Annotated in this window: 22 protein-coding genes; 11 read left to right on the top strand and 11 right to left on the bottom strand. The window is 69.7% G+C overall.

Annotated features, from left to right (window positions below; translation table 11 throughout):
• Window positions 1-82: 82 nt before the first annotated feature.
• From ATJ97_RS00475 to ATJ97_RS00440, 8 genes are all read right to left on the bottom strand, one after another.
• Window positions 83-601: a hypothetical protein gene (locus tag ATJ97_RS00475; protein ID WP_098482056.1), complete on the bottom strand. Its 519-nt coding sequence runs from the start codon at window positions 599-601 to the stop codon at window positions 83-85.
• A complete protein-coding gene (locus ATJ97_RS00470; protein ID WP_098482055.1) occupies window positions 598-2,280 on the bottom strand; it encodes a type IV secretory system conjugative DNA transfer family protein in 1,683 nt (560 codons plus the stop codon). The genes ATJ97_RS00475 and ATJ97_RS00470 overlap by 4 nt, the downstream gene beginning before the upstream one ends.
• Window positions 2,280-3,761 (bottom strand): ATP/GTP-binding protein, encoded by a 1,482-nt coding sequence (locus ATJ97_RS00465; protein WP_098482054.1) that lies wholly within the window; start codon window positions 3,759-3,761, stop codon window positions 2,280-2,282. The genes ATJ97_RS00470 and ATJ97_RS00465 overlap by 1 nt, the downstream gene beginning before the upstream one ends.
• A complete protein-coding gene (locus ATJ97_RS00460; RefSeq protein WP_098482053.1) occupies window positions 3,758-5,383 on the bottom strand; it encodes an SCO6880 family protein in 1,626 nt (541 codons plus the stop codon). Before ATJ97_RS00460 ends, ATJ97_RS00465 begins: the two co-directional genes overlap by 4 nt.
• The gene (locus ATJ97_RS00455) at window positions 5,380-6,729 is read right to left on the bottom strand and encodes a TrbL/VirB6 family protein (protein ID WP_170036983.1); all 1,350 of its coding nucleotides are present in this window, start codon (window positions 6,727-6,729) and stop codon (window positions 5,380-5,382) included. The genes ATJ97_RS00460 and ATJ97_RS00455 overlap by 4 nt, the downstream gene beginning before the upstream one ends.
• Window positions 6,730-6,882: 153 nt before the next feature.
• Window positions 6,883-7,563: a hypothetical protein gene (locus ATJ97_RS00450; protein ID WP_098482051.1), complete on the bottom strand. Its 681-nt coding sequence runs from the start codon at window positions 7,561-7,563 to the stop codon at window positions 6,883-6,885.
• Between the two features lie 16 nt (window positions 7,564-7,579).
• Entirely contained in the window at window positions 7,580-7,894 is a 315-nt protein-coding gene (locus ATJ97_RS00445; RefSeq protein WP_143426821.1) for a pilin, read from the bottom strand.
• A gap of 27 nt (window positions 7,895-7,921) precedes the next feature.
• The gene (locus ATJ97_RS00440; protein ID WP_098482049.1) at window positions 7,922-9,040 is read right to left on the bottom strand and encodes a nucleotide-binding protein; all 1,119 of its coding nucleotides are present in this window, start codon (window positions 9,038-9,040) and stop codon (window positions 7,922-7,924) included.
• Between the two features lie 140 nt (window positions 9,041-9,180).
• On the opposite strand from ATJ97_RS00440, the gene ATJ97_RS00435 reads away from it, so the two are divergent.
• From ATJ97_RS00435 to ATJ97_RS00385, 11 genes are all read left to right on the top strand, one after another.
• Window positions 9,181-9,480: a MarR family transcriptional regulator gene (locus tag ATJ97_RS00435; protein WP_098482048.1), complete on the top strand. Its 300-nt coding sequence runs from the start codon at window positions 9,181-9,183 to the stop codon at window positions 9,478-9,480.
• Window positions 9,481-9,595: 115 nt separating this feature from the next.
• Entirely contained in the window at window positions 9,596-9,910 is a 315-nt protein-coding gene (locus tag ATJ97_RS00430; RefSeq protein WP_245861893.1) for an ArsR/SmtB family transcription factor, read from the top strand.
• Window positions 9,911-10,007: 97 nt separating this feature from the next.
• On the top strand, window positions 10,008-10,205 hold the full coding sequence (locus ATJ97_RS00425) for a hypothetical protein (protein WP_245861891.1): 198 nt from the start codon (window positions 10,008-10,010) through the stop codon (window positions 10,203-10,205).
• 242 nt (window positions 10,206-10,447) lie between these two features.
• On the top strand, window positions 10,448-12,316 hold the full coding sequence (locus ATJ97_RS00420; RefSeq protein ID WP_143426820.1) for a MarR family transcriptional regulator: 1,869 nt from the start codon (window positions 10,448-10,450) through the stop codon (window positions 12,314-12,316).
• Window positions 12,317-12,380: 64 nt separating this feature from the next.
• Window positions 12,381-12,692, top strand: a complete 312-nt coding sequence (locus ATJ97_RS00415; RefSeq protein ID WP_098482045.1) for a hypothetical protein — start codon at window positions 12,381-12,383, stop codon at window positions 12,690-12,692.
• Between the two features lie 88 nt (window positions 12,693-12,780).
• On the top strand, window positions 12,781-13,614 hold the full coding sequence (locus ATJ97_RS00410) for a MerR family DNA-binding transcriptional regulator (protein WP_098482044.1): 834 nt from the start codon (window positions 12,781-12,783) through the stop codon (window positions 13,612-13,614).
• Window positions 13,615-14,074: 460 nt separating this feature from the next.
• Complete coding sequence (locus tag ATJ97_RS00405; protein WP_098482043.1) at window positions 14,075-14,578, top strand: DUF6573 family protein; 504 nt, start codon at window positions 14,075-14,077, stop codon at window positions 14,576-14,578.
• 38 nt (window positions 14,579-14,616) lie between these two features.
• The gene (locus ATJ97_RS00400; protein ID WP_098482042.1) at window positions 14,617-14,865 is read left to right on the top strand and encodes a glutaredoxin family protein; all 249 of its coding nucleotides are present in this window, start codon (window positions 14,617-14,619) and stop codon (window positions 14,863-14,865) included.
• A gap of 99 nt (window positions 14,866-14,964) precedes the next feature.
• Window positions 14,965-15,732 (top strand): ParA family protein, encoded by a 768-nt coding sequence (locus ATJ97_RS00395; protein ID WP_098482041.1) that lies wholly within the window; start codon window positions 14,965-14,967, stop codon window positions 15,730-15,732.
• 235 nt (window positions 15,733-15,967) lie between these two features.
• Window positions 15,968-16,390, top strand: coding sequence for a hypothetical protein (locus ATJ97_RS00390; RefSeq protein ID WP_098482040.1), 423 nt, complete (start codon window positions 15,968-15,970; stop codon window positions 16,388-16,390).
• Between the two features lie 137 nt (window positions 16,391-16,527).
• Window positions 16,528-17,625 carry a coiled-coil domain-containing protein gene (locus tag ATJ97_RS00385; protein ID WP_098482039.1) on the top strand — a complete coding sequence of 366 codons (1,098 nt, stop codon included), beginning with the start codon at window positions 16,528-16,530 and terminating at the stop codon, window positions 17,623-17,625.
• 52 nt (window positions 17,626-17,677) lie between these two features.
• Here ATJ97_RS00385 and ATJ97_RS00380 read toward each other — a convergent pair whose 3' ends face one another.
• The 3 genes from ATJ97_RS00380 to ATJ97_RS00370 all read right to left on the bottom strand — a co-directional run.
• Window positions 17,678-18,601, bottom strand: coding sequence for a restriction endonuclease (locus ATJ97_RS00380; RefSeq protein WP_098482038.1), 924 nt, complete (start codon window positions 18,599-18,601; stop codon window positions 17,678-17,680).
• Window positions 18,602-18,671: 70 nt separating this feature from the next.
• On the bottom strand, window positions 18,672-23,525 hold the full coding sequence (locus tag ATJ97_RS00375) for a DEAD/DEAH box helicase (protein ID WP_098482037.1): 4,854 nt from the start codon (window positions 23,523-23,525) through the stop codon (window positions 18,672-18,674).
• Window positions 23,526-24,031: 506 nt separating this feature from the next.
• Window positions 24,032-25,381 (bottom strand): FAD-dependent oxidoreductase (locus tag ATJ97_RS00370; RefSeq protein WP_143426819.1); only part of this gene is annotated, 1,350 nt, incomplete at its 5' end.

The raw sequence follows: 25,381 nt of genomic DNA, 5'->3' as shown, positions 1-25,381 counted from the left end.
GGTTCCGCTGGGGTGCTCGAACACCCGGCGGCCGTCAAGATCGCGGCCACCGCGGCCGTGAGGCCGGCGGTGCGGCGCGGCGTCACCGTTCCTCCTCGGGCTCGGCCGGGAGGCACTGTGCGACGAACTCGTGGAACGTCTCGTCGGCCTGCCAGGCAGGGGCGGTCCACTGGTGGTCCTGGTGGCCGTCGTCGCAGCCGGAGAAGACCTTGAGGTGCCGGAGCCGGTCGAGGGTCGGCCACAGGGATCGTTCGTGCCAGTCGACCAGGGCGGGTGAGGGCTCGGCCGCGGACTCGTTGTAGGCGCCCTGGTGGGCGACCATCAGGGCGGTGAGCTGCTCGACGGCGACGGGGTGGCGGTACCAGCACGGCGGGAGGCGGTACTCCCGCACCTGCAGGTTGGACAGGTACCGGGCGGTGAGCCAGGCGACGAAGTCGGCGAGCTCCTCCCACAGGGCGACCTGGCGGTCCTTGTCCAGGCGGGTCCACAGCCACGGCCCGCCCGCGGGCCGCTCCGAGACGGCGTCGATGAGGTCCGCCAGGGCGCCCTCGACGGTCTCCAGGCGCGCCTCGAGGTCGCCGAGCTCTTCGGTGGTCGTCATGCGGTGATGCCCTCCCCGTCCAGCACCCAGGACGTCGAGGCCTTGAGCTCCTCGGCGTCGGATCGCTTCCACCACGGGGTGAGATCGACGATCCCACCGGGCAGGTCGCGGTAGAGCAGCAGCGCACGCCCCTCGGGGATGGTGCGCAGGTCGGACACGCTGAGCACGCGCTCCTTCTCCGTCGAGACGTTGAACGAGGGCGTCTCGCCGCGCTCGGAGTAGTGGCGGGCAGAACGGGTGACCCGGCGGTCCCCGAGGAGTCGGGACACCGACTCCAGGAAGCCGTCGTTGCTCGAGCCACCCATGAGGAGCTTGACCGCGGCGGCCGCCCAGATGGTCTTGGCGCCCTCCTCGCCGTAGCGGCTGCGCAGCTGGGACTCGTCCTGGACGACCGGCCACACGCTCATCCCGCGGCCGCCGCCGTCGGCCATGAGCTGGGGCAGGTCCGGGATCGGAGCGATGTTGGCGACCTCGTCGAGCACGAAGGTGATCGGCGGGTCGAGGCGGCCGGCGGCGGTGCGCTGGGAGGCGAGTCGTCCGGCCCTGACCACTGCGGAGACCAGGGCGGTGATCAGCGGGGCGACGCCGCTGGACCCGCCCTCGGAGAGCAGGTAGAGGGTGTCGGAGGACCGGACGAACAGGTCCGGGTCGAACGCCTCGCCGTCGCCGGCCGCGGGGCAGACGAAGTCGACCACCCGGGGGTCGGCCAGCGGCTTGAGGACGAGGGAGAGGGACATGTCGGTGGAGGAGACGGTCTCCCGCGCCTCACCCCGGGCGAACTTCTCCAGATCCTTCGCCCAGCCCGGGGCCGCGCCCTCGTGCTCGCGCAGGATCGCGTAGGGAGTTTCGTTGTCGAAGTCCCGCGCCCAGGCGAGCACCTCCCGCATGGTGTGACCACCAAGGTCGGCGGCGTGCAGCAGGCAGCGCAGCACCGTGTCGGCGGCCTCGTGGAAGAAGCCGGCGTTGCGGGAGCCGTCCATCGGCCGGGCCGCGACCATCGCCTTCGCGCGGTCCATCGCGACCTTGACGTCCGCGCAGCCGGCGACGATGTTCCACCGCGCCGCCTCGGGCCACGCGGAGACGCCCTCGGGGTCGAAGACCCACACCCGGCCACGTTCGGCCCGCGGCTGGGCGGTCAGCCGGAACAGGTCGACCTTCGTCGAGGTCGCCACCACCGCACCCGGGGCGTCGACGACCTGCCCGACGGCGAGATAGGCCGTCTTGCCCTGCCGGGGCGGGGCGATGACGCAGCCGGTGTCCTCGGTGCGGGGGCGTACCGGCTGCCCGTGATAGCTGGCGATCGGCTCCAGGAGCGTCGCGGACGGCCCGCCGGTGACGCGTTCCTTGAGCGCCTTGCCGGTGACCATGCCCTTCTCGGTCCGGCCGCGGTGGCGTGCCGCCACGGCCCCGACCAGGGCGAGGGCGGTGAGGATGACCAGGGCGAACCAGATCGCCAGGACCACCGGCAGGCTGGCGGTGGTCACGTCCTCGCCGAGGTCGAGCGGGGACAGGCGCACCAGCGCGAGGAGGGTGCGGTCGACGTCGGTGAGTCCCAGGCCGGTCGAGGTCACCCACAAGGTCAGGTGCCAGTAGGCGAGCAGCGCCACGGCCAGCAGCGCGAGCTGGACGTTGGCCCTGGTGCTCGCCTTGATCGGCGGGCGGTTCTCTCTGGTCGCCATCAGCGCCGGCCTCCCATCGCCGCGTCGGTCTCTGTCAGCCGTTCCTCGAGCTCGGAGCGCACGTGCCGGACCATCACCTCCGGGGCGGTGCCCCGCTTGAAGAGGTGGAACCCGGTCTGCAACGACGGGATGACCTCGGCGGCGTCGGCGGTGAGGTTGAAGTCGCGCACGCACCGCTCGACGTCGGCGGCGCGGGACTGGCGGTAGACGTGGACCGTCTGCGCCTCCTGCAGGACCGCCATGGCCGGCGAGGTCACCGGAATGTCGGCGAGCTTGTGGATCGCCACCACCAGGGCCAGGCCGAGGGCGCGGGCGAGTTTCGTGTTCGAGCGCAGCAGGCCGGCGTTCGGGCCGGCGACCAGGTGCCAGCCCTCCTCGACGACGAGGTTGGTCATCTTGCCGCGGTTGCGGCGCAGCGACCCGAGCAACCACAGGTTCGCGATCGCCATCACCGTCGGGACCGCAGGGCCGTCGTCGGGCAGCTGGGAGATGTCGAAGCTGGTCAGCTTCTCCTCCAGCCGGACCCCCTTGGAGGTCGGCCCGTCGAAGATGCCGCCGTACTCCTCGAGCAGGCCCCCCATCAGGAACCGCACCCCCAGGGCGGCCTCGTGCAGCCGTTCCTTCGCGGCGGCCGAGGCGTCGCCGTAGCCGCCGTCGTGGTCGGCCTCGATATGGCCCAGGTTGGCGAGCACGTCGGGCAGGACCGGCACCCGGCCGTCCACCTCCGCCTGGCGCATGGTCAGCCGGTACGCCGAGCGCAGCGCCTCGCGCTCCCACTCGTCCAGCGGCTCGCCGTCCTGCGCGAGCTCGGCGGCGACCTGGAGGAGACGGACCTGGTTCTTCGCCCCGGCGCCGGTGATGATCGGGTCGAGCAGGTTCAGCACGACCCCGTCGCCGTCGGTGCTGAACGTCAACGGCTCGCCGCCGAAGAAGCGGACCAGCTCGGCGTACTCGCCCTCGCCGCCGCGGTCCTTCTTGTCAAAGATGACCGCACGGCGGTCGCGCAGGAGCAGCGGGCGCAGCGCGTAGGCGGACTTGCAGACCGAGGACTTGCCCGAGCCGACGTCGCCGACCACCACCACGTTCGGGGAGGAGACGATGCCCTTCTGGTAGGCCACGAACGGGTCGTGGTGGACCCGGGAGGAGCTGAGACAGTCCAGGCCGACGATGAGCGCCTCCACGTCCGTGGGGGCAGCGACCACCCCGGTGTTGAGCACCTCGGCCTGCCGGGTCGTGCTCGGCGCCCCCTGGGGCAGCGGGGCGTAGTAGCCGCGCCTGGCCCAACCGGGCTTGGTGCGCAGGCGCGTCCCGCGCGCGTTGTACGGGGTCAGCCCCTCCTCCCGCGGGGGTGGCGGCGGGGGCGGCGCGAACAGCCGGCGTCGTCGCTTGGTCTCCTTCGCCGGCGGCGTGGTCGGTGCCTGGTTCCCGGCAGCGAGCTCGCGCTGAGCGCGGCGCGTGGCCGGGATGTTCGTGGTCGTCACAGAGACTCCTTCGCGCCATGGCCGGACAGGGCGCTCATCACGCGGTCTCCGGCCGAGGACAGCGGGGTCCTGATGCCCCGCACGATCGGCCACGTACACCCCGAGGCCGCTGCCTGATACGTGTCGAGCCACTCCAGCCGCTCGATGCCCAGGTCACGCTCGGCGATCGCGGCCGCGTGGCGGGCGGCGCGGCCGAGCTCCTCCCGGGTGCGGGCGCTGATCGTGAGGTAGCCGGCCCACTCCACGCCGGCGTTGTGCTGCCCCGGGCGCAGGTCGGCGGCCCGGCGCTGGGCGGCGCTGAGGCGCAGCTCGTTCTCCTCGTCCAGCAGGCGCCCGTCCTGGTTGCGGGCCACCCGGTCGGCCGCATCGCGGGTCAGGTCCGAGCGGGCGGCCCCGCGCGCCTGCCGGGCCGGGATGATCCACGTCTGAAAGCTGAGCGTGAGCACCGTGCCGTCCGGGCCGCCGGAAAGCATCGGGGTCAGCCACATCGACGTGCGCGGCACCGTAGCCATCGCGTCGGCGCTGATCCGTGCGGTGCGGTGCCACCACTGCCGCTCCTCCCCGGTGGCCGGGTCGCTCGAAGTCACCACGTGGGCGGAGTACTCGTCCCAGCTCGGCAGCCCGAACCGGTCCGGGTCGACGTCGGCGACCTGGTCGATCGGCCGGGACGGGTTCTGCATGTGCAGCATCACGGCAGCGACCTGGGCGGCACTGAGCGCCCGCACCTGCCCGTGGCGCGCCTGGCGCAGCCCCCGGGCGATCGAGGCGATCTCCGTGGCCATGAACGCCCGCCACCCGTCCCGGCCCTCACCGAACCGGGCGGCAGCGGCGCGGAAGGCCGCACTCAGCGGCCAGCGCACCGCGACGTAGTGCCGCTGGACCATGCTCGAGGCGTCGCTGCGCCGGATCAGATCGTCATAGGACTGTGCGAGCTCGCGCGGCACCGCGGGGTCGAGATTCTCCAGCAGCCACGCCTCGTGACGGGCCGAGTCCGGGGGGAGCACCCGAGTCAGGGACTGGACCACCCGGGCCACGGACTCCTCCGACCCCAGCGAGGCCAGGAACCGGCCCCAGCGCGCGGCGGCCTCCCCCGTGGCCCGGTCGGACTCCAGACCGCGGATCTGCCCGGACACCTCGAAGACCGCCGAGAGATAGGCGTCCTCCCCGGTCGGGGCGTGCCAGGCGATCCCCGGCCGGCGCGGCCGCCGCTCGAGCCAGCCCATGCCCTCGGCCCCGTCCGGCACCTCCCGGTACGCCGCAGCCTGCCGGGCCGCGTCCGCGCGCACCCTGCCGTCCCGCGCGCGGGCCTGCGCGGCCAGCGCGTCCCACTCGCCCTGGTCGAAGGGGCGGAACGCGACCGTGCCGGTCCTGGTGCGCTCGAGCCAGCGCCGCCTAGTCACGAACCGCGAGACCACCGAGCCGCGCGGGGTCGCCGCCGTCGCGGCCCAGGTCGCCGCGACGACCACGACGCCGATGACGAACCCGGCCTCGGCCATCGTCATCGTCAGCACCATCGCGACCAGGACGGCCGCGCCGACGCTGACCAGGCGCCAGGTCGGCACCGACCCACCCAGCCAGGACCGGCGGCGGGACTCGCCGCCCAGGACCGACGTGCGGCTCATCGCGCACCCCCGGCCGGGTCCTCGTCCATCTCCGCGGCCGCGATCTCCCCGCCCCGGGTACCGAAGTCGGCCGCCTTCTTCGTCGCCACGACCGCCACCGCGCCGGCCGCGAGAGCGGCACCGGCAGCCCCGGCCGCGGCACCGGAGGAGCCGGCGGCCGCGCTCGACGAGCTGCTCGTCGCGGCCGCCCCCTCGGAGCCGGCCGCCGAGCCCTTCGCGGCCGCCGCCTCGGTGCTCGACCCGCCCGCCGAGGTACCCTTCCCCGCGGCGTCCCCCTCGTCGGCGCCCCCACCGTCACCGGCGGCCTGCTGCTTGGCCTCCAACGCCTTCTGGATCGTCCCGCCCTCATCCGTACGCCGGGACGTCGACGAACCCGCCGAATCACCGTCCCCGCCGTCGTCGGAACCGTCGTCCGGGCCGCCGTCGTCGCTCGAGTCGGTGCCGGCGTCCGACCGCTGTACCCGGTCCTGAGCCCGGCGAGCGGTCTCCGAACCACCCCCGCCGCCCCCCTGGGGACCGTCGCTGGCGGCCATGCTCAACGCCGGACCGGCCTGCCCCGCCGTGGTCGGCAGCACCGGCGCGAACTTGAACAGCAGGAACGGCGTCAGGCCGGCCAGGCACAGCGCGCACGCGGCCGCCAGGTGGTTCGCCAGCGTCGCCACGTCCGGGGTGTCGCTGAGCCACCGGGCCTGGCTCGCCGCCAACCGGTAGGCCAGTCCCAGCACCAGGAACAGCACCGGCTTCGCGGCGATCACCCCACCAAGGACCATCAGCAGCCGGGTCGCGATCCGCCGCTGGTCCGGGCTGGCGTACCAGGCCAGGGCGATCGGGACCACGGCCCCACCGATGTAGATGGTCACCATCGTCACGATCAGCATCGCGATGACCAGCACCAGGCCGACGAGCATCAGCACCATCATCGACAGGGCCACCAGCACGCCGCCCGTGACTCCCGAGGCGTCGCTGTCCGCGACCATCTCCGAGATGCTCGAGACGACCTCGTCGGTGGACGACTCGATCGCCCACCTGGCGATGACGTCGCTCAACGAGCCGACGAACTCCAGGACGAACCACCCGGCCGCCGGCCCGAACATCGCCCCGCCCAGGAACAGCACCGAGCCCCGCGTAAGCACGTCAGCCACCTGGTTCGAGGAGTACACGCCCTGAGCGCTGCGGACCACCGTCACCAGAAGGAGGAACGCCCACAGGAAGACGCCGAGCGCGAAGCTCACCCGGTACGCATCGAGAAACCACTCCGCGGACAGGTCCGGCTGGGTCGCGTCGAACAACGTCGGCAGCACCGACGAGCTCAGCCCGTGCGCGGCCTCCTGTGTCTTCTCGAACAAGAATCCCAACGGGTCCGACCCGAAATCCGCGACCTTCTTGACCGTACGTGCGGCGTCATCGAGAGGACCAAGACCCGCGTCAAGTGCGCCCTTCATCCAGCCTTGGGCATTCTCAGCGAGGCCTCGCCCCTCGCCGTCCTGCGCTGCCATCTGTCAGCACCCCCCGGAAAACGGTTGTGCAATCTCCTCGAGGTCGGATATCTGCCGATCAGCGCTGTTGTCCTCCAGCTGCCATTCCCCGCTGGACCGGTCCAGGGTGAACGTGGTGGCGGTGGCCATCACGTTCCCTGCCTCGTCTTTCATCTCGGGGATGGTCAGCAGGACGGACACCACGACTTCGTCCTCGTTCGAGGACTCGATGTAGTACCCACCCCCCTTGGTCGACGACGGTGGGCCTTGCCGCTCGTCTGTTAGGCCGAGCTCCTCTACCCGATCAGCCATGCCCGCGACCGTCTCTGTTGCGTCCGGCGCTGTGATCGCACCCAGGACAACGGGCACTTCGTCTGCGGGCGGTAATGACTCGTCTGAGCCCAGCCAGCGATAGACGGTTGCTGCGAACTCAGCAGCTCCGACGTCGTCGAGCTGCGCCTGCTGCTGCGCGGTTAGCACGGTCTGCGCGGTGATCGCGGACCCACCGAGACACCCGTTGGCGACCCGGGCCGCAGTCGGCGAAGCGGTTGTTGATGTCGTAGTGGTGGGCGAAGGCGCGGCCGCACCGTCGCGCCGGCCCTGCAGCCAGGTCAGGGCGCCCGCGGCCAGCGCCAGCACGAGGATGCCCGCGACGATCCACCGCACCCAGCGGCGGCGGTAGCGGAACTGCGGCTCAAAGCTCATTGGCTAGTCCTCCCGGTCAGCTGGCGACGGAGAGGATGGCCCCCACCAGGATCGCGAAAGCTGCCACCAGCACCAGGCCGATCACGGCCTTGATCGCGCGGCCGCGCCCCTGGGCGTAGTCATGCGGGTTGTCGCCAGCGTTCGCCATCGTCACCACGCCTTGGAGCAGGAAGAAGATGGCCACGAGGAGGCCGATCGCCCAGGCGGCAGCGAACAGCTTCTGCCACCATTCCGTGAACTCGGTGCCGAAGATGGAGAAGTTCGGCGTGATGCCGTCGATCGGGTTCTCGATGGCCGCGTACACCGTGGCGTCCTTAGCTGCTTGGAACATGGTTCCCCCTTCTTGAAGACTTTCCGCTCAGACGTTGTCGAGCAGCTTGCGCGTGACGGTTGCGGCCACTTGAGTCCAGGCGCGACCGGAGTTCGCCGACAACGAAGCCAGCGTGATCTCCCCGCCCTTGGACACGTGTCCGTCGAAGGGAACCTCGACCAGGCTCACGCCCGGCGACTGCTCCTGAACCCGGACCAGCTGTCGACGTGCGCGCTGGGCAGTGTCCTTGTCCTCTGGCCGCCCGTCGTGGTTGATCACCACCACGGCCGTCTCTGCGAGCTTGCGGCCGTGCTCTCCCATTCGTGACACGTTCTCCAGCACGTCCAAGGCGTCGAGCACGGACACCGACGACAGCAGCGTCGGGATCACCAGCACATCGGCGGTGCCGACCGCCGCGGTGAAAGCCTCGGAGTGCGGGTTGTTGCCCGAGTCCGCGACCGTCACCCGGTAGTAGCGGTCCAGGACCGTTCGCACTGCCCGCACGTCCTCACCGGTGAGGACCGGTCGGTCTGCGACCGATCCGATGACGTGAGCCAGCGATGTCTGCGGCGCCGCATAGCCGGCTAGCTCTCCCGAAGAGGCGACCCGCCCCGCGGTCTGGACCAACTCGCCCAGCCCGCGTACCGGGGTTCCCTCGCCGCGCTTCTCCAGCGCTCCGGTGGCGTCGGCGACCTCGAACGCGGCAACCGACCCACCGCGGACCCGGCCCAGAACGCCGGCAAGGACGAGTGATGCGGTGGTCTTGCCGACGCCGCCGGTCTTGTTGGCGACCAGCACGTTAACAGCGCGACGCCAGGTCGCCTGGCGGATAACTCGCTCGGCATCGAGGTGTGCCTGCTCGACTGGGCCGGGACGTAACCCGAGCAGCTTGCGCCACCCCCACTGGGCACGCACCCGCTCTGTCGCCCCTGGTCGGATCAACTCGCTGCGCGCGGCTCCGACCATTCCGACGACAGGTGCAGGGACAGCCTCGTCGACCTCCGGGGCCGGCGAGATCTGCCGGTCTGCGGCCTCGGCCGGTGCAGCCGGCGATGTCCCCTCGAGTGCGGCGCGCTCAACGGCGCCGAGCTCGCTTGGTCGAAGTTCTTCGTCCGGCTCGATGAACTGCTCAGCCCGGCGTGCGCCGGCAAACAAATCGCTACTCACGATTCCCCCTCCTCGTGCCCCCCGCGGGCCATTACCTCACGAGCTGGTGACATACCCAACTTTATCGTCCGCTTATACTGTTGTCCAGGTCACAGGCAAAGAAGCGCGGCAAACTGGAGGTGGCAGCACACTTGTTGCCCATGCCCACCGAGGACGACGCTCGCCAACGCGCAATGACGCAGCTCGGCCTGCCGCTGGTGCGCCAGGTTCTCCGTCACCTCGCCGGCCACGGCCCGTCCACCCGCGCCGAGCTGGCGGAGGCCTGTGGAGTGCACCCCCAGGCGATCAACCACGCCGTGCGCCGGCTCGAGCCGCTGAACCTCATCTCCGTCGACCACCCCCCTGGGCAGCGCCACGGCAAACGCGTGCGCTACCTCCTTGACCGTGACGGTCTGACGCGCACCCTGGACGCTCTCGGCAACTACGTCCTCGGCCGGTAGGTGCACACACCCTCCCCTCTGCACGCATCTGCTAGTGTCCGACTAAGCAAGACAGTATGCCAATGAAAGCCTGGGCTTGGTCATCACACATGGACCGTCGGGCAAGATGGGCGCCGTGCCGCGCCTCATCGAACCCCCCGCGATGCCTGAAGGGGTGCGACGAATCATTGAGACGATCGGCAACAGCGCACGCGCAGAGCTGCTCCACAACCTCGCCGCCGGTCCGGCGACTGCCACCGACCTTGCCGCCACGCTCGGCGTGGGCAGGGGAACAGTGCACGCACATCTCGGCGCCCTCGAGAAAGCCGGCCTGGTCACAGGCGACATTCCTGAAGGGGCCCGCCACGGGCGCACCGTCCATTGGCACCTCGACCGCAGCGCGGTCGACGCCTACCTCGACGAACTCCGGCACTACCTCACCGGACGCTAGTCGCGGGACCGGTACCGCGACACGCGGGACCGGTACCGCCGGATATCCGGTATTCACTGCCAGGATCGAGACCGTGATCACGGTTGAGGAGGTCCGCATGCCCAAGCTCGACGGACGGCGGGTAGCGCTGCGCGGTCGCGTTGCTCCCGACACCCACACTCGCGCCGTACTTGCCGCCAGGGAGCGCGGCCTGTCGCTCAGCGACTACCTCGGCATGCTCATCGACCGCGACACCGAAGGCCGAGAGATCACTCCATCGCTACAGGAGGAACTACCTCTAACAAAGAGCGCATAAGCCCACATACGTGAACGGGCCGGCCCCGAAGGGCCGGCCCCAGATCCCAAGTCCTTCACCCTCATTGCTTGCCGGCGCGAGGTGAAGGGCCCAGACAGACGCACCTTGGCGCGTCCTAACGTTCGGAGCCCACAATACCTGCCTCCAGCCCCAAAGGCGGCTCAACACGTGCGTACCCGGCCGCAGGCGTGTCGTGGGCCGATTCGTGGTCCCTGACTGCGGCGATAAGTCCGCGCGGCCGCGTGCGTGTGGCCGCGGTCGACGCCTACGGCGCAACGCTGAACCTCTACACCGGGCACGCCCTGACTACCGCAGGGGTCCCGGAGCAGCCCTGGGCGGTGTACCTGGCGAACCCGCAGGGGCGGTTCCGTCTGATCGCGTTCGACCTGGACGCCAAGAACGACCCGGCCGCAGCTGCGCGCGACGCCGAGACGCTCGTCGGCCTGCTCGAGGCCAACCGCCTGCCCCACGTGGTGTGCGAGTCCGGCCCCGGAGGTGGCCGGCACGTGTGGCTGGCCCTGAGCGAGGCAGTAGCGGCTGAGACGGTGGCGAGCATGGGGCGCCTGGCGAAGACGCTGTGCCCGACCCTCGACCTCGCTCCCCTGTCCAACCCGGCCACCGGGTGCGTCCGCCCTCCCGGTGCCCCGCACCGCCACGGTGGCGCCTCCACCGTCCTCGCAGGGTCGCTCGAGACGCTGGCACGGCCCACGATCACGGCCGAGCAGCTGACCGCCTTCGTCGCCACCCTCGCCCGCCTGGTCGACCACCATGAGCCCACCGGCGAGATCGAGCTCCACCAGCCGGTCCCCGTCGACGCCCACGGCCACCTCTACCTCCCCGGCCCTAAGCGGGCCCTGCCCGCCGCCTCAGCGGCCGCCCTGGCCGAGGACGCCGCCTCCGGTGACGCATCATCCGTTCTGTGGCGGGTCCTGATCGGCGCGGCCGCCGCCCGCTGGCATCACGAGGACGTCGCCGCCCTCGCGAGCTCGGCACCGGGGCTGGAGCACGTGCGCACCCGCCGCGACCGCTCGAACCGAACGCCCCGCCCCAGCACTGGGCCGGACAGCGGCGCCGCGGTGCTGCGCCGACAGTGGCACAAGGCCGTGCGCTACGTCGCCGCCACCGCCCGCAACACGGGCGACGACCCCACCTTCGACGCCCGCGCCGGCGCCATCGCCGCCCACGTGCATGAGGTCCAGGCCCACGCCGAGAGCTCACCCGGCCGGTGGGCCACCCGCGGCGGCCCCACCGACCGCCGCGTCCTGGACGTGCTCTGCCTGCTCGCCGTCCAGGCCCTCACCGCAGAGGTCGAGGCCGACATCCGCCGCCTCGCCCTCCTGGCCGGCATCGGCCGCGAGACGGCCCGCACCGCGCTCCTGCGCCTGGCCGAGGAGGGCTGGATCAGCCAGACCAGCCCGGCCGACGGACCCCACGCCGCGCACTGGACAATCGACCCCAGGCACGAAATCCACAGGAACATGGCTACAAGTCGGTCACAAGCGGACCCGCGCCCCGAAGGGGCCGGGGCCGCCCACCGCTCCACGCTGCTCGCCGAGCTCGCCGCGCGCACCCAGGCCAGCGCACACGACGCCTTCACCACAGCCGGGGGTCTGGGTCACCACGCAGGCAACCTCTACGCCCGCACCACAGACCAACCCCTCACCCTCGCCCAGCTCGCCGCAGCAACCGGAGCCACACCCTCCCGCACCAACAACACACTCGAGCGACTCACCACCCACCGACTCGTCACTCGGACCCCCGACGGCTGGATCCGCAGCGACCGCGACCGACGCGACACCGCCGCCCGCCACCTCGGCACCCACGGCCGGCTCCGCGAGCGAGCCGGCCGCTACCGCCTCGAGCGCGAACTGTGGGCGTGGTGGCAGGCCGAACAAGAGTGGATGCGCGCACCACGCCGCACCTCCCCCGGCCGACGCCCCGGCCCCGGCCAGCTCGCCCTCCTCACCCCCGCCGACGGCACCAACATCTACGGCGCCCACCCACGACGACCCGACGGCCGCGCCGACTACGCCGCCGCACGCCGCCACCTGCTCGACGGCACAGCGGCCACCACCGAAGCGACCCCGAGCGAACTTGTCGGTGCCGCCTGATGAGCATTTGCTGCGACGGCCCGGTGGATACCACCGCACCGAACGCGTGTTCGATAATGGCATTGTGAGTGCGTACCCCGCCCCCGTTCCGCCAGCCGACGCCAAGCCGACACTCGACTGGAACGGCCGCCGCGAACCCGCCTGGTACGAGGGCATCCAACGCATCCTCAACGCCCACGACGTCCCCAAGCGCTTCACCCAGGCCCGCGCACCCATCCCCGTACGCGTACGCCTCGAGTGGGAGCACGACGGCATCGAGCTCACCGACACCGTCGCCACCGCATGGACCCACAGCCTCGCCCTGGTCACTGTCGACGACGCCCGCTCACGCACACGCGGTGCCTGGATCGACATCGGCGAGGTCGTCCGCCGCTGAGCCCGAGTAGGAGGGCGGGCGAGCCGCGCACTTGGCTCAGCGCGCGACGTTTGACCCTCCTGCAAGGGGAGTCCCGAGACTGTTTTCCATGTTGAGCATCGGACAGTTCGCGAGCATCACGGGTCTGAGCGTTAAGGCGCTTCGGCACTATGACGAGAAGGGGGTGCTGGCTCCGGCTGAGGTCGACCCGGTGACCGGCTACCGGCGCTACTTGGAAGGGCAGGTGCGTGCCGGTGCTGTGGTCCGCGCGCTGCGCGACGCCGGGCTGCCTCTGCCGGCGGTGGCCATAGCGGTTGCTCACGACGGCACGGGCCAGGACGGCCCAGCCGCAGCGCTGGAAGAGCATCGCCAGCGCGTGCTCGCCGAGCGCGCACGGGAGGACGCCGCCTTGCAGAACGCGCGGGCCGTGCTGTCAGCCCTCGCCACCCCGGTCGAGGTGAGCGAGCGGCGTCGCTCCGCCCAGCCCTACGTGGCCCGCCGTCTGACCGTGTCGATGGACGATGAGCAGGCGGTGAGTGAGCGGAACGCGGAGGCCGAGTTCGTGCGCCTGTTCACTCATTTGCAGGACGCCGAAATGGCGCCGGCCGGGGCCTTCTGGACGGCGCTGCGGGAGGGTGGGACCCCGGATACGGCCGAGCTGCTGTGCTGCTGGCCGACGGAGCGGCGCCTGCCCGCGGGCTGGGGAGGCGACGGCACCGTTGTCGGCGTGCTGCCGCAGCGTCGAGAGCTTGTCGCGACGTGGCGATCCGACGGCGGTCCGCTCCCCGAGGGCGCGGTGCACCCCGCGGTGGTGGCGCTGTTCGAGGCCGTCGCCTCCCGCGGCCTCGAGCTGTCGCGCCCCGAGGTACGCCAGACGGTCGTCGAGGATGACGGCGAGGGTGCTTTCGCCGTCGAGATCGCTGTCACGATCGAAGCGTCGTGACGGCGTTGAGCTCATCGACACCATCGCCACCCGGTGGACCCACAGCCACGCCCTGGTCACTGTCGACGACGCCCGCTCACGCATGCGCGGTTGCCTGGCGCGAGATCGGCGAAGTCCTCCGCCGCTGAGCCGTCCCCCTCTTTCACCGCGCCCCCAAGCCGCTGGTCCTCGACCTCGCCACCAGCCCATCCCTCGCCGCTCCACTGTCGGCCCCTCCGCGGACCTGTCAAGGACGCTTCGCGCCGCAAGCGGTGCCCTCCGGGCATCCTTGACAGCCCCACTCCGGAACCTCTCTGCTCCGCTATGAGGGATTGGCCTCAGACCAGCGCGGTCCCCCAACCTACTTGCCGCACCTCGCCCGCCGGCTCCCCTATCCACAAGGAAGGCGAGAAACGAAATTGACCACAGATACTAGCCGAAACGCATTCCCTAGATTGACGACATTGACTAGACTCACAACATGAACAACACCAGGAAGGAGAAGCCGATGCCCGGACTGTTCGACGACGCGGACGTCATCAGCACCTACACCCGCACGCAGGCCCTGGCCGACGGAGCCCTCGTCACCCTGCCCGCACAGCTCGTCGGCGAAGCCGGCTTCACCTGCCCGATCGACATGACCGCCGGCGCCTGGGCCGACACGGTCCGCTGGACCGACGTTGAGGAGAGCGCAAAGCCCTTCGGCACAGGGCAGGACGAGACCGGCCGAGCCTGGGACGTCCTGACCATGCTCCGGCTCAGCCTCGCGAGCCACACCAAGCGGACCGGAGCGCACCGCTACGGCGACCGCATCCCCGTCACCCTCGTCCGCGTCCCTCCTTCCGGAACTGACACACTCCCCCGCCCCGCCACGCTGCACGCGGTGCTCGGCGCCGACGAGGACCACACGCCCACCATCACCCTCATGCGCCCCGACGAGGCTGACCAACCCACGGGCGACCCGGCACCTCGGGCCGCCCATTGACTACATCACACACACTGACCAAAGAGCGGAGACAGCGCATGATCACCATCTACACCCGTCCCGGATGCAGCCGGTGCGACTTCACCGCCCGCCGGTTCGAGCGCGCCGGCCTGCCCTTCCAGCTCGTCGACGTCGAAGCCGACCCCACCGCCGCCGACCAGCTGCACGCGACCGGGTACCAGGCACTCCCGGTCGTCACCACCGGCAGCGAGACCTGGAGCGGTCTCGACGTCCACAAGATCGACGCGACCATCGCCCGCCACCACGGACAGCAGATCGCGTCATGACGAACCCCGCCGGCTGCCCCGAGCCTGACACGCGGGCTGACCTCACAGACTCAATTGACTATTCGCGCTAGCGTGACCGCATCGACCAAAGGGAGCGGAATGACGACATACACCGTGGCGCTCGGCAAGGGCGGCTCCACCAAGACGGTGACCGCCGCCGAGCTCGTCGCCACCCTCACCCGACAAGGACGGCGCGTCCTGGCGATCGACCTCGACCAGCAGGGCAACCTCTCCACCCGACTCGGCATCACCCCTGACATTGAGGTCACCGCGGTCAGCGCCGACGTACTCACCGGCGAGGCCGACGCCCTCGAGGCCGCTGTCGAAGCTCCATCCGTGGCCGGCGCCCACGTCCTCATCGGCTCCCACGACCTCGCCAACGTCAAGGTCACCGAGGTCCCGGACCTCGTCACCAGCCTGCGAGACCACCTGCCAAGCCTCAACGGCCAATGGGACGACGTCGTCATCGACACCCCGCCCGGCCTGGACGACCTAAGCCTCGCCGGCCTGGCGGCCGCCGACACCGTCGTCGCCTCCGTCGCCTCCGTCGTGGAGTGCTTCGACCAGGTCGCCAGGCTGGGGGAGTGGATCGACGCCCGCCTCGGCCGCCGCGTCCGGCCCGGGATCGGCATCGACTGGATCGTGCTCACCCGGTACGACCGACGGCGGCGTCACGACCGCGAGATCCGCCAGGCCCTCGAGGAGACCTACCCGGGCAAGGTCACCGGCCCGGTGCGCGAGGGCATCGTCGTCCCGGACTCGTTCATCGCCGGCCTGCCCGTGAGCGTCTACGACAGCAAATCCAAGGTCGCCCGCGACTACGCCGCCGCCCTCACCCCCATCGTCTCCACCAGCACAGGAGAGTGACCCCATGGCCCGTAAACGCATGAGTCTGGCGGACCGCCAAGCACAGGCCATCCGCGGCCCCGAGGAAACCGCCGCGGACAAGCTGGACCAGGGTGCACAGTCGGACCAGGGTGCACAGTCGGACCAGGATGCACACTCAGACCACATTGACCAGGCCGTCGGTGGAGTGGCCACCGGGCGCGAGCTCCCCGCGCCGGCACGACGTGTTCGACCAGAACAGCTCAGCGGAGAAACCGTGCGGCTCGGCACCTACTGGCGCGAGCCGATCTTCGACCAGGCGAAGAGCGCCTACCTCGTGGATCTCGACACCCTCCCGGACGCAGCCGACTCCTTCGCGCGGTGGATCGCAGCCCTGATCACCGAGCATGCGGAACGAACGCCACGGCAGCGGGTCGAGGTCGCGCAGCTGGTGGGGGAGGAGCCCACGAAGGGACGCGGGTTCGCGCGCTCCTTCACACTCCCACGCGACGTGGTCGACCACATGGAGCAGGCGATCGTCGACGACCGGCGCGCAACAGGCCGCGTCCTGACCCGGACCGCGTTCGTCTCAGAGTGCGTACGCCTGGCCATCGCCCAGGCCACCGAGCGCAACGGCGGCCACCTCCCGCCAGCGCCCGCAAGGCTCCCGAACCGACCTGCGCGGCGAGCCACCCTCTAAAGCCCCACCCAGAAACCACTACCCGGCGCCACCTCCCGCCCCCGCACCCCGTCGGTGCGGGGGTTTCTTTATGTTCTTCCGTCTTTCGTTCCGTCTTCCGTATTCCGTTACGTTGCGTCACGTGGTAAGGTGACGTTATGACCCAGACGGAACAGCGCACCTGCCGGTTCCCCGGCTGCCACCGACCCGCCGCCCCGGCGGACGCCGGCACGGGCCGCCCGCCCGAGTACTGCGACGACCCCGGGCACAACCGGGCCGCCGCCTGGCGTGCACGCCGGCGGCTCGCCGACGGGGCGGACACCGTCGAGGTCGACGAGACCCGCCCCGTCGACGCCGCCCGCCAGCGGGCCAGCGAGATCACCGGACAGGTCACCGGCATGGTCGAGCACCTCACCCAGCAGCTCGCCACCCTCGTCGAGCAGCTGCGCACCGTCGGGGACCCCGAGGCCGTCGAGGCCCAGCTCGAGGCCGTCAACAGCGAGGCCGCCGAGCAGGTCGCGGCCGCCAACGCCCGCGCGACCCGGGCCGAGCAGGCGCAGCGGCGCGCCGAGGCCGAGCGCGAGGAGGCCGACGCGGCGGCCGCCGAAGCAAGCGACCAGGTCGAGGAACTGACCCAGGAGCTGGCCGGCGCCCGCGCCGCGTTCAGCGAGGCTGTCGAAGCGGGGGAGCGGGCAGCCGAGGAACTCGCCCAGGTCCGTGCCGACGCCCAGGAGGCCGAGCGCGCAGCAGCGGCCGAGGCCGAGCTGCTGAACGCCCGCCTCGCCGAGGCGAACGAGCGGCTCGCGCACACCGAGCGGCAGAGGGACGAGGCCCTCGCCCGCGCCGAGATGGCAGAGGTCAACCAGGCCACCGCGGAGGAGCGTGCCCGCGCCGCCGAACGACGAGCCGACAGCGAGGCCGAGCGCGCCACGCGCGCCGAGGCCGCCACCGCCGAGGTGCGCGACCAGCTCGACACCACCCGCACCGACCTCGAGCAGGCCCGGGAGAAGATCACCGAGCTGCGCGGCACCGTCGCCGGCGTCACCGCAGAGCGCGACGCCGCACGCAGCGACGTCGAACGCGAACGCGCGCACGGCGAGCAAAGGGTCACCGACCTGCGCGAGACCTACGAGCGGCAGGTCGACCAGCTGCGGGCCGAACTCACCCAGGTCCGCGCAGACCTGACAGCCACGCAGGCCCGCAGGGGCGGCAAGCAGCGCACCGGGGGAGAGAGCGGCGATCGGCCATCCGCGTAGTCCCGGCTCCTGCGCTCTCGGCCCCGCACCCTCCCAAACGTGGCTTCCGGGGTTAGCCGAAGCGGTTGAACCAGTCCGGGTCCACCCTGGTCACCATGCGAACCCCGAGCCCCTGCTCCTTGACGAGGCCGGCAAGTCGCTCGCCGTCAATGAGGTCGACGGTCGGCGAGGTCACGATGGCGGCGCGGCGGGCCGGCGCGGAGAACGTACCGAGCGTGACCAGGATGGCGCGTTCGGCGCCCTTCGTCTGGGCGTCACGCTGGAAGAGGGCAACCGTCTCCCGCCCCACGGGTCTGCCGTTGGGGTCATAGCGCTTGATCTGCACAGCGACACGGGAGGACAGAACCGGACTGATCGGGGCGGTGCCGATACCGTCGATGCCTTCGTCACCAGCGCCTCCGACTCGTTCGAGTTCGAGTCCGTACAGGCGCAGCAAGTACAAGACGAACTCCTCGAAATCATCGGGACTCAGTTGGTGAAGCCGCCCAAGCAGTACGTCTTGCCAGCGCGCCGATCCTGAGCCGGTGGTGGTCGCTTGGTAGGCGCTCTCGTCCTCCTCCTCGGCGTCTGCGTCTTCCGGGTCTGGCGGCATTGCGGAAGCTGGCTTCTCCTTGCCTTTCGTCGCGCGATTACGTCGGTAATCGCGGTCGAGCTCGAAGACTCGAGCTCGGCCCTCTTCCTCAGGAAGAGCGAGCAGCTCCCGACCCGACTGAGTAAGGAGAAAGACCCCTCGCTTGGGACTCTCCAGAGCCCCGATCAGCTTCGCGTAGGAACGAGCCCAGTGGACACGCTCCATCAGCACCGATGCTTCCGGGCGCTTCGGTTGTACGACGGCCAGCATCTCCTCTGACGGCGCGAGCTCTTTCAGTACCTGATCCGTGACTTCCCTTGCGGTGGCTGAGCCACCGAGGTCTGCCACCGCACGCACCGTCGGGAGGATTAGTTCTGAATATGTCGGCAGATCGCTCGGATTCATGCCTCGCACTGTGGCACAACACACCACAGGGTTGAGGGATGGAGTTGCCAGGCACTGCGTGCGGGGAGGCTCAGGAAGTCCGCAGGGTGGGAAGCACGTCGACGATCTTCATCGTCTTGACAGAAACGGTGACTACCCGCTTGACCAGATCGAGGATGTACCGCGGGTCGCCAACCTCCCTGGCCCAGTCGTTGGGGTCATTGACGATGCCGGAGGGCTTGTCGGTCTTGACCTGATACCGCTCGATGAGCCACTCGAGTGCGGAGCGGGAGCCGAGCATGTATCGGTGGGCGTCGTCGGGGATACCAGCGAGCGTGACGTGCGCGTTGAAGATGATCGTGCTGCGGTCCTTGCTCTTGCCAACACCGGGGTATCGCATCTTCCGGATGCGGTACAGCTCCCAGTCATCGCCTGCTGTCCCTGCGACGGTCTCGGTGAGGGGGTAGGGTTCGACGGCCTCGTAACCGACGTGCATGGCGGCGAGCTCACGGCCGGCCGCGACGAACGCGCGGAAGTCGTCCGCGGTGGTGACCTGAGGGATGCGAGGCAGCATCTTCTTCAGATCGGCGGCGTACCGCTGCCGGTAGTCGGGCGAGTGCAGAAGCCCGTAGACGTAGTAGAAGACGTCGTCCTTGGACACCTCGGCGCCGTATGCCTCACGGTATTCGTCGAGGATCGCGTCCGTGATGTTGTCGATCCTCTGGTACTGGCCAGCCGTAGTCTCAGCTGCCGCGCCGAAAAGGTCCCCAGGCTCGGTCCGGGTCTCGAAGGTCCAGCGCGGGAAGAACTGCGCGGCGTAGGTGAAAAAGCTCAGGTCAGGGAGTGCGTCAACGGCAAGCACGGCGAAGTCGGTGCCGGGGCGTGGCGAGATCACGACGAAGCCGAGGTTGGTGTGGTCGGGCGTCGGGAAGAACCGCGGCTGTTGTGCCCGCTCATGATTGAGGAGCGCGTCAAAGTAGACCCGCTGCTTCGTGAAGGGGCGGTACACGCCCGTGACGATCCGCTCCTCTGAGAAGGTTGCACGCATTCGCTTGACCAGCGAACTCTTCAGGCTTCGGGACCAGCTGATCTTGGTTGGGTCTGTATCGATGAAGTCATCGACGAGCGACTTGGCGTCGCGGGCGGACATGCCGGCAGTCTGCGCTGTGAAGTCGTCGACCTGTGCGTTGTAGGCATCGACCGTGCGGCGGACATTCTGCTTCAGGGCACGAGTGGAGGAGTTGTAAACCCACGCGTCGCGGTTTGTCTGGAGACCCTGTGAGTACGTCTCGAAGATGGGCGAGACGTCCGGTTCAGATCTCTTGCTTCCAATCGGCGCGTACTCGCTGAAGTAGTCATCACGCTGGTTTATCCAGTCGCCGTGCGCGTTGGGTGTGATGATCTGCCAGTCAAGCGCCTCCAAGCGGGACTCGTCGACGATCCGAAGCTTGTCCTCGCGGGTGAGGTAGTCGCCGATGTCGCGGTAATGCACCTTTGCCAGGTCCTTGTTGCCGCGCTTACGCACCAGCAACAGGATCGTGACGGTGTTGCGGCTGCCGGAGCCAAAGATCTTGCCGCCCTCGCGGCGGGATTGCTCGCCGGCGGTGCGCTGGTTTCCGCGGAGGTTGTAGACGTAGATCGCGCTGAACTCGTCGGCGAGGGTCTTGCGTAGTCCGTCGGCGGTGTTTGAGTCGATCCAGCCGCCGTTGGCGACGTAACCGATGACGCCCTCGTCACCGATCCGGTCGGAGGCCCACCGGATAGCGCGAATGTAGGAGTCGTACAGCGAGTTCTTGTTCGTCGCCGTTGAACGGGCTGCGTAGGTGGTCTCGATGTGCTTGTCGAGGGTGGGGTACTTGAGGTTGGCATTGGCGTCGTTGCCGCTGGTTTGCCCGACGGAGTAGGGCGGGTTACCGATGATGACGCGGATGTCGAGGGCCTTTTGGGCCTCGACCCGGGCGTTGTTGGCCGGGAACATGACGGCGTCCATGGTGTCGCCGTCCTCGGTCATCTGGAACGTGTCGGTCAGCACCATGCCGTCGAAGGGCACGTAGCCGGCGTTGGGGTCGGCCTCCCTCAGAAGGCCATGGAGGGTCGCCTCGATATTGATGGCACCGATGTAGTAGGCCAGCAGCAGGAGCTCGTTGGCGTGGAGCTCCTGGGTGTACTTGCGGAGCAGGTCGTCAGGGCGGATAAGGCCAGACTCGAGCAGACGGACGAGGAAGGTGCCGGTTCCGGTGAAGGGGTCCAGTACGTGAACACCCTCGTCGCTGATGGATGCCCCGAACTCCGTCTGCAGGACCGTTTCGACAGATCGGAGAATGAAGTCGACGACCTGGGTCGGGGTGTAGACGATGCCGAGGGACTCCGCTGTCTTGGGGAAGGCGTTCTTGAAGAAGGACTCGTAGAGCTCGGTGATGATCTTTTGCTTGCCGGCGGCGTTCTCGATACCGGCGGCCCGCAGACGCACTGACTCGTAGAACCCCTCGAGCGTCTGTGTCTCCGTCTCGAGGTTCTGGTCGTGCAGGGCGTCGATCATGGTTTGCATGACTCGGCTGACGGGGTTGTGCTCGGCGAAGGAGTAGCCCTCGAAGAGGGCGTCGAAGACCGGTTTGGTGATCAGGTGCTGGGAGAGCATCTCGATCGCGTCGGTGCGGCTAATGGACTCGTTGAGGTTGCCGCGCAGCCCGGTGAGGAAGGCGTCGAACTGCTCCTGCAGCTCGGGTGTGGGCTGGGCGAGGATGCTGGTGATACGGGTGGTGTGCTGCTCGGCGATCTGCCGGATGTCCGCGGCCCAGTCTTCCCAGTAGCGGCGGGTGCCGACCTTGGCGACGATCTTGGCGTAGATGGCGTCGCGCCACTCTCCGATGGCGGGCAGGTCGAGGACGGTCTGCTCGAACTGCTGGATCTTCGTCTCCGGCTGGCCGGTCTCGTCCTCAGTCCCGGTGGGCATGTCGGTGAAAATGACTTCCAGGCGCTCGCCCGGAGCCTTGTTGAGGTCGATCTGGTTGATCATCGCGTCGAAGCGCTCGTCGTGGGCGCGTAGCGCCTGCAGGACGTCCCAGACAACCTTGAACCGGCTGCTCGAAAGGGCGGTCTCGGGGTCGACGCCGGCGGGGACGGCGACGGGCAGGATGATGTAGCCATACTTCTTGTCCGGGGCCAGGCGCATGACGCGGCCGACGGACTGGATGACGTCGACTTGGGAGTTCCGGGGGTTAAGAAACAGCACCGCGTCCAGGGCCGGGACGTCGACGCCCTCCGAGAGACAGCGGGCGTTGGACAGGATCCTGGCTGTATCCGGCCCAAGGTCTGCGCGCAGCCAGTCCAGCTTGTCGTTGCGCATCAGGGCGTTCATACCGCCGTCGACGTGGTCGACCTCGCAGCGCAGCGCCCGATCCGGAGCCGCCTCGTTCTCGTCGTCGTCGAACTCGGCATCGAAGTCGTGCGAGGCGATGTAGTGGTTGGTGATCCTGGTGAACTTTTCCGCGAACGCCTTCGAGGCGGCGATGTCCTGTGCGAACGCCACCGCCCGCTGCATCGGCAGGACGTCGTCGCCGAACCCGAAACCGGACTCCCCGCGCTTAGCCAGGCCGTTCCAGCAGCCCACCATTTTCGCAACGTCGTCCAGGCGGAGCTGAAGGGTTTCGTCGGCGAGCTGAGCCTGGAAGGTCTTCGAGACCGTGTCCTCGGAGACGCCGAGCACAAGGACCTTGTAGTCGGTGAGCAGCCCCTGAGAGACAGCCTTGCCGAAGCCGAGCCGGTGGAACTCTGGCCCGTACAGTGCTTCGTCGTCCATCGAGGCGAGGATCGCGTCCGCCTCGCCGGCCTTGACCTTGGTGTTGTCCCCGTACACCCGTGGGGTGGCCGTCATGTACAGGCGCCGCGCACCCAAGATGTACTCGGCGTCGTGGACCTTCACGAACGCGGACTCGTCCGCGTCGACGAGCGTCACGCCGGTGGTGCGGTGAGCCTCGTCGCACACGATCAGGTCGAAGGGGTCGACACCGCCCATTGCTTGGGCCCGGGCGACGACGTCGATGGACTGGTAGGTCGCGAACACCACCCGCATGCGGCCCGGCACCGCAGCCGTCAACCGCTCGTGAAGGACGTCGGGGTTGGTGGTGGCCGCCAGGGGCAGGTCGACGGAGGAGATGTCCTCCGACGAGGCGGCGGCCATCTTGGACACCTTGGGGTCCGAGCAAACCGCGAACGCCTGTAGGTCGACCTCGGCCTCACCGGTCCACTCCCGCAGCGACTGGGACAGCAACGCGATTGAGGGCACGAGGAAAAGCACCGACCCGCCGGCGCCGACGATCTGTTCGGCCAGGCGCAGTGAGGTGAACGTCTTGCCGGTACCGCAGGCCATGATCAGCTTGCCCCGGTCGCGGGACTTAAACCCGTCAATCACGTCGGCGATCGCGGTGGTCTGGTGCTGGCGCAGGCGCTTGTGGTCCTTGAGCTCGAGGACCTCAGGGGTGGCCAGGGAGAACTGAGACCAGTCGATGGCTGAGTCGGCCAGGTCCTTGAACCGGATGCGCTGGACGGGGATCTGCTGGCCGTGGATCGCCGCCTCGGCGTTGTGGCCCCACTTGTCCGTCGTGGAAACGATGATCCGGCGCCGGAACGGGTGCTTGCCTGACGCGGAGAGGAACGAGTCGATGTCGGGCTTATGCAATGTCCCGCGGGGGTCGTAGAACTTGCACTGGATCGCCACCAGGTCGCCGGTGTCGCGCTCTCGCGCGACCAGGTCGATGCCGTGGTCACCCTGCCCGTCCCGGTCAGGCCATTCCATCCAGGGCCACACCTCGTCGAACTGGTCCGCATACTGCGGGTCGGTGCGTAGGTACGCAGCCATCAACCGCTCGAACTTCGTCCCTTTGTCCGACTCCGACGTCGCGGTGAAGTAGAGCTCGTCGAGGATGTCCTCGAGGGTTGTCGCCATGCGTCCGATTCTGCCTCGTCCCCGACACGCTCCGAGCCCACGTCTGCGAGGTCTGACCGTTAGTCCATAAACGTTGGTTTCCTGAACGCGGGATGGGCAGCGGGGTGTGGGCTGTCGCGCGGGCGAGCCCGATGCGACGCATGTTCCAGTACAGCGACACGGTGGAGTCGGAGGCGACGGAGTGTGCCTCGTGCCAAAGTCCCAGCGTCTCGGTGGTCCAGATCTTCCGTCCGGTCAGCGAGCATGTTGCTGCGAACCTAGGAGGCGACCGCCCGACGGTCGATACTGCACTGCTGAGGCTCCGGGAAGCCGTCGACCAGGTCCGGGATCCGGGGGAACCTCGACGTGCTCGTTCGGGGGACCCCACCTGGACATGGCGGCGCGGGCCTGACCATGAAGGCCCAGAAGGACCCGACAGCAGCGTGGACCGCCTCACTCAGCGACACGGCGGCCCTGCAGCAACCGGGCGGTGTGGCGTTTCGGTCGTACTGGGCGGCGGCCCCGGCTCAGAGCTCGGGATGCACCGCCGCGAGCGTGAGCCAGCCGCCGGAGAGGTTGCGAGCGTTGATCCCTTCCCCGCGCAGGATCCGCGTGGCCAGGTAGGACCGGACCCCGGAGGCGCAGTGCACGCTGACCGGCCTGCCGTCGGCCGCCTCGCGCACCTCGTCCAGACGCTCCCGGAGATCCGTGTGCGGAACGTTCATCGCGCCGTCGAGGTGGCCGCCGGTGAACTCCGCGCGCGAACGGACGTCGAGGACGAGGCTGTTCCTGCGTACCTCGTCCAGCTCCCAGGCCTGCCACTGGGGCATGACGCCGTCGAGGACGTTCTGCGCCACGAAGCCGAGCATGTTCACCGGGTCCTTCGCGGAGCCGAACGGCGGGGAGTACGCCAGCTCGAGCTCGGCGAGGTCGTCGGCTCCCATGCCGGCGCGCAGGGCCGTGGCCAGGACGTCGATGCGCTTGTCTACCCCCGCCCGGCCGACGGCCTGCGCGCCGAGGAGCGCCCCGTCGGGCGCAAAGGTCGCGGCGATGTGGATCTGCTCGGCGCCCGGGTAGTACCCGGCGTGGTGCGCGGGGTGGACGTGGACGACCTCGTGGTCGATGCCCGCCCGCCGCAGCGCGGCCTGGTTGGGTCCGGTCACCGCAGCGGTCAGCCCGAACACGCGCACGATCGCCGTCCCCAGCACCGGCGCCTGCGGGGTCGTCCGACGACCGCAGATGGAGTCGGCCGCCCGACGGCCCTGCCGGTTCGCCGGCCCGGCCAGCGGCACGGGGGCGGCGGTGCCGGTCACCGCCTGAGTGACCTCGACGGCGTCCCCCACCGCCCAGATGTGCGGGTCCGAGGTCCGCTGGTCCGCGTCCACGCGGATGGCACCGGACGCTCCCAGCTCCAGCCCGGCCTCCCGGGCCAGCGCTGACGCAGGGCGCACACCGACGTTGACCACGACGACGTCGGCGGTCACCGTGGTGCCGTCCGAGAGAGTCACGTCCACTGGACCCGCCGGGCTCACGGTCTCCTCGCCGTAGCCCTCGACCTCGGCGGCCGGCGCGATCCGCTGGGCTCCGACGCCGAGGTGCAGGCGGACGCCGTGAGCGGTGAGCTCCTCCGCCAGCAGCGGCGCCAGCTCGGCGTCCAGCGGCGGAAGGACGTGGTCGGCGAGCTCCACGAGGTGCACGACCAGCCCTCGCTCAACCAGTGCCTCGACCGCCTCCAGACCGATGAAACCGGCTCCGACGACGACGGCGGTCGGCGCACCACGTCCCTGGTCGCCGTCCGCCGCCCGCTCGGCGAGCAGCCCCTCGACGGAGGCACGAAGGCCGTCGACGTCCGGGACCACGCGGAGCGAGTGCACAGC

It is taken from the genome of Georgenia soli (assembly GCF_002563695.1).
Taxonomy (GTDB): Bacteria; Actinomycetota; Actinomycetes; order Actinomycetales; family Actinomycetaceae; genus Georgenia; species Georgenia soli.
Note: the sequence above shows the minus strand (reverse complement) of the source record. Positions and strands in the feature narration are given on the sequence as shown.

What these genes read in the sequence shown, in the direction of transcription:
- ATJ97_RS00435 (WP_098482048.1), top strand. Translation starts at nt 9,181, where the DNA reads ATGCCCACCGAGGACGACGCTCGCCAACGCGCAATGACGCAGCTCGGC.
- ATJ97_RS00405 (WP_098482043.1), top strand. Translation starts at nt 14,075, where the DNA reads ATGAACAACACCAGGAAGGAGAAGCCGATGCCCGGACTGTTCGACGAC.
- ATJ97_RS00460 (WP_098482053.1), bottom strand. Translation starts at nt 5,383, where the DNA reads ATGAGCCGCACGTCGGTCCTGGGCGGCGAGTCCCGCCGCCGGTCCTGG.
- ATJ97_RS00395 (WP_098482041.1), top strand. Translation starts at nt 14,965, where the DNA reads ATGACGACATACACCGTGGCGCTCGGCAAGGGCGGCTCCACCAAGACG.
- ATJ97_RS00450 (WP_098482051.1), bottom strand. Translation starts at nt 7,563, where the DNA reads ATGAGCTTTGAGCCGCAGTTCCGCTACCGCCGCCGCTGGGTGCGGTGG.
- ATJ97_RS00475 (WP_098482056.1), bottom strand. Translation starts at nt 601, where the DNA reads ATGACGACCACCGAAGAGCTCGGCGACCTCGAGGCGCGCCTGGAGACC.
- ATJ97_RS00410 (WP_098482044.1), top strand. Translation starts at nt 12,781, where the DNA reads ATGTTGAGCATCGGACAGTTCGCGAGCATCACGGGTCTGAGCGTTAAG.
- ATJ97_RS00425 (WP_245861891.1), top strand. Translation starts at nt 10,008, where the DNA reads ATGCCCAAGCTCGACGGACGGCGGGTAGCGCTGCGCGGTCGCGTTGCT.
- ATJ97_RS00445 (WP_143426821.1), bottom strand. Translation starts at nt 7,894, where the DNA reads ATGTTCCAAGCAGCTAAGGACGCCACGGTGTACGCGGCCATCGAGAAC.
- ATJ97_RS00375 (WP_098482037.1), bottom strand. Translation starts at nt 23,525, where the DNA reads ATGGCGACAACCCTCGAGGACATCCTCGACGAGCTCTACTTCACCGCG.
- ATJ97_RS00400 (WP_098482042.1), top strand. Translation starts at nt 14,617, where the DNA reads ATGATCACCATCTACACCCGTCCCGGATGCAGCCGGTGCGACTTCACC.
- ATJ97_RS00380 (WP_098482038.1), bottom strand. Translation starts at nt 18,601, where the DNA reads ATGAATCCGAGCGATCTGCCGACATATTCAGAACTAATCCTCCCGACG.
- ATJ97_RS00385 (WP_098482039.1), top strand. Translation starts at nt 16,528, where the DNA reads ATGACCCAGACGGAACAGCGCACCTGCCGGTTCCCCGGCTGCCACCGA.
- ATJ97_RS00470 (WP_098482055.1), bottom strand. Translation starts at nt 2,280, where the DNA reads ATGGCGACCAGAGAGAACCGCCCGCCGATCAAGGCGAGCACCAGGGCC.